At 63.9% G+C, this 6,181-nt stretch carries 5 protein-coding genes and 1 pseudogene; 5 read left to right on the top strand and 1 reads right to left on the bottom strand.

Annotated features, from left to right (window positions below; genetic code table 11):
* The first annotated feature begins 40 nt into the window (after positions 1–40).
* From cbiQ to BP846_RS04690, 4 genes are all read left to right on the top strand, one after another.
* Positions 41–817: a cobalt ECF transporter T component CbiQ gene (gene cbiQ / locus BP846_RS04675; protein ID WP_292392930.1), complete on the top strand. Its 777-nt coding sequence runs from the start codon at positions 41–43 to the stop codon at positions 815–817.
* A complete protein-coding gene (locus BP846_RS04680) occupies positions 814–2,016 on the top strand; it encodes an energy-coupling factor ABC transporter ATP-binding protein (RefSeq protein ID WP_292392932.1) in 1,203 nt (400 codons plus the stop codon). Before cbiQ ends, BP846_RS04680 begins: the two co-directional genes overlap by 4 nt.
* Before the next feature lie 113 nt (positions 2,017–2,129).
* Positions 2,130–3,629: a pyruvate kinase gene (pyk, locus tag BP846_RS04685; RefSeq protein WP_292392934.1), complete on the top strand. Its 1,500-nt coding sequence runs from the start codon at positions 2,130–2,132 to the stop codon at positions 3,627–3,629.
* 60 nt (positions 3,630–3,689) lie between these two features.
* On the top strand, positions 3,690–4,694 hold the full coding sequence (locus BP846_RS04690; protein ID WP_292392936.1) for a cation diffusion facilitator family transporter: 1,005 nt from the start codon (positions 3,690–3,692) through the stop codon (positions 4,692–4,694).
* Between the two features lie 14 nt (positions 4,695–4,708).
* On the opposite strand, the gene BP846_RS04695 is transcribed toward BP846_RS04690, so the two are convergent.
* On the bottom strand, positions 4,709–5,224 hold the full coding sequence (locus BP846_RS04695) for a hypothetical protein (RefSeq protein WP_292392938.1): 516 nt from the start codon (positions 5,222–5,224) through the stop codon (positions 4,709–4,711).
* 213 nt (positions 5,225–5,437) lie between these two features.
* On the opposite strand from BP846_RS04695, the pseudogene BP846_RS04700 reads away from it, so the two are divergent.
* Positions 5,438–6,181: pseudogene (locus tag BP846_RS04700) on the top strand (RNA-guided endonuclease TnpB family protein); the annotation flags it as partial.

Below are 6,181 nucleotides of genomic sequence, written 5' to 3' on the forward strand. Positions count from 1 at the left end.
TTTTTGGTACTCCCACGAACCTGATAAGAGGACTGGAAGGATGTACGAGGTGCTCGAAGATTTTGCCCAGGAAAACGGCCTCCGGCAGACGAGCACGAGCCTCAAACTCCTCATAGGACTTTCGAGCATCCTGCTCTCGGTCTCTTCGCCGGCCCCCGTCGCCCCCCTCCTGGTCGCGGCCTCGATGAGCACCGTCATCCTCGCCCTCGCGAGGATCCCCGTGCGGTTCTACGCCCGGCTTCTCCTCATCCCGGTCTCATTTGCTGTGATGAGCATCGCCGTGGTCCTCTTCATCACCGCTGGCGGGGCGGTGCTCCTCGAGGTCCCCGGCCTCCCACTCGCCATCACGGCCGACGGCGTGAACCTCGCCGTTCTCCTCCTCGCCCGGGTCTTCGGCGGCATGTGCTCGCTCTACTTCATCGCGCTCACGACGCCGATGACCGAGGTCTTCGATATCCTCCGGAGGCTGCGGGTGCCCACCGTCTTCATCGATCTCGCCATGCTCACCTACCGGTTTATCTTCATCCTCATCGAGGAGGCCGGTCAGATCTACCGCTCGCAGGTGATGCGTCTCGGTTACGGCCGGTTCCGGGAGTCGGTGCAGTCGTTCGGGATGCTTTCGGGAGCACTCTTCCTCCGGACCTGGGAGAGCGGTGAAGCCCTGGTCCTCGCGATGGACGCACGCTGTTACGACGGCAGACTCTGCATCCCGGGCGATACCCGGCCGGTCTCCTGCTTTGCGCTCGCGGCGGCCCTGCTCTACATCGGGGTCGTCTTCGGCGCCTCACTCTGCACCGGAGGTCTTGTACTCGTATGACACCACTGCTTGAAACCGACAACGTCACCTACACCTACTCAAACGGCCCTGTCGCCCTTGCCGGGGTGAGCGTCCGGATCGCCGCCGGGTCAAAGACCGCCCTCGTTGGCCCGAACGGTGCCGGGAAGTCGACGCTCCTCCTGATGCTCAATGGTATGCTCCGGCCCGCCACGGGCGAGATCCGCTTCTCCGGCCGACCGCTCGCCTACGACAACCGGAGTCTCCGGGACCTCCGCCGCCGTGTCGGGTTCGTCTTCCAGAACCCCGACGTCCAGATCATCGCCCCGACCGTCGAGCAGGACGTGGCCTTCGGGCCGGTGAACCTCGGTCTCCCCCCCGACGCTGTCCGGCGGGCGGTCCGGGACGCCCTCGGCTACGTCGGGCTCCACGGCTACGAGAAGCGGCCTCCCCACCACCTCTCCGGCGGTGAGAAGAAGCGGGTCGCCATCGCCGGCATCCTCGCTATGGAGCCAGCGGTCCTCGTCTTCGACGAACCGACCAACACCCTCGACCCCGCAAGTTCCGAGGAGGTGATGGAACTCCTCGACGAACTCGCCTCCGGCGGCCGGACGGTGCTCATATCCACCCACGATGTCGAACTCGCGTACCGCTGGGCCGACTCGGTCATCCTCATGGAGCGCGGAAGGGTCCTTGCCAGGGGGCCGCCGGAGGAGGTCTTCTCGGACGCGAGCCTCCTCGCGGCCGCCCGCTTAAAACCGCCGGCCCTCCTCGACCTCTACAACGAGCTCGGCCTCCGGGGCGTCATCGACCGGGGCGTTCCCCCGAAGAGTGTGCTCGAGTTCACCGACCGGATCGAGCGGGCGATGCACGGCCACGCCCCGGCCCGGGACGACCCCGGGACGATCTACCTCTGCAACGCCGACCGGACCGGCGGCGACAAGTTGCGGGCGCTCGTGGAGCAGGGCACGGTCGACCACGTCGGGGCGATGGGCACCCGCGCCAAGGAGTTCGCCAACCGGGAGCGGATCCTCCTCGACTACACCTATGGGGTCATCGATAAGTGCATCTTAAAAGCCCTCATCGGGGAGAACTCGCTCATCATCACCACCGGAGGCATGGTCGAGCACGTCCACCGGCGTATCGGGGAGTACAGCGCCGAGAGCGGGCGGGCGCTCGCTGTGACCCCGGTGCGGGAGCCGGGGAGCACCGGGCCCGGCCAGGAATCCGTCCTGGAGTGATGGAGCCGCACCGCCCCCGGACAGGCGCGTAACCCCTGCATACTCTTTTTTCCCGAGGCCTGCCGACCCTGTCGGGCGAAGGTTAATCCGATGTCGGAACCTGAAGATACTTTATGATGCTCGAAGAGGTGCTGCAGCGGATATCCGAGCAGGCAAAACGGAAGCGGATGACCCTGCCTGACCAGAAGACCAAGATTGTCTGTACCATCGGGCCCGCATCCCGATCCCGGGAGGTGCTCGCCCGGATGGTCCGCGCCGGCATGAACGTCGCCCGACTCAACCTCTCCCACGGTACGTTCGACGAGCACCGGGAGAACATCAAAAACATTCGGGCCGCAGCGGAGGATACCGGGATCCCTGTCACGATCCTGATCGACCTCCCGGGGCCGAAGATCCGGATCGGCGACCTCGCGAACGAGCCTATGGAACTCCACAAGGGCGAGGTCGTCACCCTCACGACTTCCCCGGCGCCGGGGGACCCTTCGCGGATCCCTGTCGAGTTCGAGCAGTTTCCGCAGCTGGTCTCAGAGGGGAGCACCGTCTTCCTCAACGACGGGTTCCTCCAACTCCGGGTCGACGAGGTCACCGAGAGCGATGTCCGGGCGACGGTGGTCATCGGCGGCCCCCTCCTCTCGCGCAAGGGGATGAGCCTTGTCGGCGGCGGAGGGATCGTTGCGCTCAGCGCCGTGACCGACCGCGACCTCGAGTGCATCGATTTCGGGCTCGCCGAAGGACTTGACACATTCGGCATATCGTTCATCGAGCGGGTGGAGGATATCCGGAAGGCCCGGGAGTATGCGGCCAGATCCGGGAAGTCCATCCGTGTGATAGCCAAGATCGAGCGGCAGGAGGCGCTCGCAAACCTCGACGAGATCCTCCGGGAGACTGACGGGGTCATGATCGCCCGGGGCGATCTCGGGGTCCAGACCCCCATCGAGGAGGTTCCGGCGGTGCAGAAGCGGATCATCCAGAAAGCCAACATACTCGGCAGGCCGGTGATCACCGCTACCCAGATGCTGATGTCGATGACCGATAACATCCGCCCAACCCGGGCGGAGGTGACCGACGTCGCCAACGCCATCCTCGACGGGACGGATGCCGTCATGCTCTCCGAGGAGACGACCATCGGGAAGTACCCGGTCGAGACGGTTGCGATGATGGCGAAGATCGCCCGCTCGACCGAGGAGAAGCGCACAACCGTCGGGGCCGGGTGCGCCCCGCTCGACTACTTCCGGCAGGGGAAGGGCCGGGAGAAGATCACTGTCAACGACGTCGTCTCCTTAAACGTCATCGAGGCGCTGGATGCGCTCGGCATCCGGTTCGTGCTGACGCCCACCCGCTCCGGGAGCACGCCCCGGAGCATCTCCCGGTTCAAGCCCGAGGCCTGGATCCTTGCGTTCACCCGGAACCCGAGCACCCTCAAGTTCCTGGCGTTCTCCTACGGGGTCTGCCCGTTCCTGATCCGGAGCGAGAAAGAATATTGGCATGGGGCGATCCTCGATTCGATCCGGGACTCAGGGCTTATCCAGCCCGGGGAGCGCGTGGTGCTCACCGAGGGGGTATCCCCCGGGCGCGAGGGGACCGACTCGCTCATCATCCTCACGGTCGATTGAGAGCCCCTCCCTCCGGGGACGAAAAACCCTATCCCGGTGGAGGTCGAACACTTATCAATCATGGGAGAGATCGCTCCGGGAGCGGGAAAGGAGGATGCTCTGGGCCTGGATGGCGTGCTGAAAGAGAAGACCGCACGCCTCTCGGTTGCATCGAACACGTTTCTCGTCGTAACAAAACTGACCGTCGGCGTCGCCATTGGATCGGTCGGTATTATATCCGAGGCGATCCACTCCGCTATCGACCTGATAGCCGCGATCATTGCCTACTTCTCGGTCCGGCGCTCGGCCCAGCCCCCCGACGAGTGCCACACCTTCGGGCACGGGAAGTACGAGAGCATATCCGGCCTCCTCGAAGCGGTCCTTATCCTCGTGGCCGCCATCCTGATCATCAACGAGGCGGTGAGAAACCTCCTCGGCGGAGAGGAGACGCTGAACGTCGAGGCGCTGGGGTTCGGTATCGCCGTCATGCTGCTTTCGGCCGGGATAAACCTCTACGTCTCTTCCCGGCTTATGGCGGTGGCGAAGAAGACCGAGTCGATTGCGCTTGAGAGCGACGCCTGGCACCTCCGGACGGACGTCTACACCTCCGCAGGGGTCGTGGGCGGTCTCGTCCTGATCCGGCTCACCGGACTTACGATCCTCGACTCCTTCGTCGCGCTCGGGGTCGCCGTCATCATCCTGAAGGCGGCATTCGATCTTATCCGGCGTTCGTTCGAGGACCTCGTCGACCGGAGCCTCCCCCCTGAGGAGGAGGCCCGGATCCGGGAGATTATCAACGAACACTGCTCGGCCGTCATCGGTTTCCACCGGCTCCGGACCCGCCGGTCGGGGCCGAACCGGTTCGTGGACCTCCACCTGGTCGTCCCGAAGACCGCGACCCTTGAGGAGGCTTACGGTATCGTGAAGCACGTGGAGACCGATGTCAAAGGGGAGTTCCCCCGCACGAGCGTCACCATCCGGGTGCAGCCCTGCACCGGCGAGGACTGTTCCGCCTGCGGGGTCTTCACCACCTGCCCGGAGTGCGACCACCTGACGCTCCACGATAGGTTAGAAGAGCGGCAATAAGAGGTTGGGGGTTCCTACCCCCAGGAAAAGAGGCCCCGGGCCCGCATCTCCTCTTCTGCGAGTGCCGAGAGCCGGTCCTGCTCCTGCTCTATCGTCCGGACCTGCTCCCGGAGCATCGTCCGGGTCCCGTCGTCGCAGGTGCAGTTCCCGATTGACTGCCGAAGTTCAGTGACCCGTTCCCGGTTCCGCTGCGCCTCTTCTACGATCAGGCGTGCGGCGTCCTCGTCGCCCCCGAAGAAGAACCGCACGAGGCCGTGCCGGGCCCGGATCTGCTCCTCGGCCTGGACCGTTTTCTGGACCGAGTTGTCGAACTCCCGGGCGATGATGGAGACGTCCCGGCCAATGCCGCCGGTCCGGTTTTCTGCGGCGAGCAGGGCGTGGACGGCGAGCCTGACCCGGTTCTGGTCACGGTGAACCCTGTCCACCCGGGTCTCATTCTCCGCAATCTCTGGAGTCTCATTCTCTGTGATCTTAGGGGCCCTGTTCTCCTCCATCTTCACCCGGTGTTCTCCCCCCGGTGTCGTATTCATCTCATCGTTCCCGATCAACTCTCCCCTGGGGTCGCCGTGGCCCCCGGGAGGACGAGGAAGACGATCATGACTGCTGCGATGATGCGTTTCATCTCGCTTGGGCAAGGAGACCCCCTGCGCAAGCGGGGGGAGGAATTGCCCCCAGCAAGCCTCGTACACTTTCGCCCCGCATGAGTTAGATTATAGACCGATGAGAGCCATATCTGAGAACCAATGGCACTGCGAGCGGTCAGTAACTATCTGCGTCTTCCCAAGAAGACGTTCCAGATCCTCGACACGCTCGCGTACCATGCCAAGGGCATGTACAACGTGGGGTTGTACAACGTCCGGCAGCACTATGCCACGCACCAGGAGAACAGCCAGATCCTTCAGAGGATCCGACCGGACCTCACCTCCAGGGTTGACGTGCTGGTCGGATCCTATCTCCCCTACACCCGAAAGAAGGACTTCCCCTTCAAAGAGTACAGCACTTCTGTGCAGTCAAAAGAGAACGAGAACTACGGATTGCTGCACAGCGACACCGCTCAGCAGACCTTGCGGTCGGTTGAAGAAGCTTACAAAGGGTATTTCGAGCTGATGAAACTGTATCGCAAGGGGCAGCTCGAATACCGCCCCGGTTCCCCGAAGTATCTGCCGAAAGATGGCCGGTTCAAGTTGGCGTTCCCCCGGGCGCACCTGACGATCCGCAACGGATCCGTGACGCTCGGGATGTCCCACAAGTTCCGGAAGCAGCACGGCCTGACGGGCAAGGAACTCACCTTCCCGATCCCGCCGTGCATCAAGCCACACCAGATCCGGGAGGTCACGATCCTGCCGGTCCACGGGGGGAAGGCGTACAAGATCGAGTTCTGCTACGACGCTCCCCCCCAACCTCAACCCCTTGACCCCGATCAGTATCTTGCTATCGACCTCGGGCTCAACAACTTTGCGACGATGGTTGACACCGCCACCGGGGCT

It is taken from the genome of Methanoculleus sp. UBA303, from assembly GCA_002501655.1.
Lineage (GTDB): Archaea > Halobacteriota > Methanomicrobia > Methanomicrobiales > Methanoculleaceae > Methanoculleus.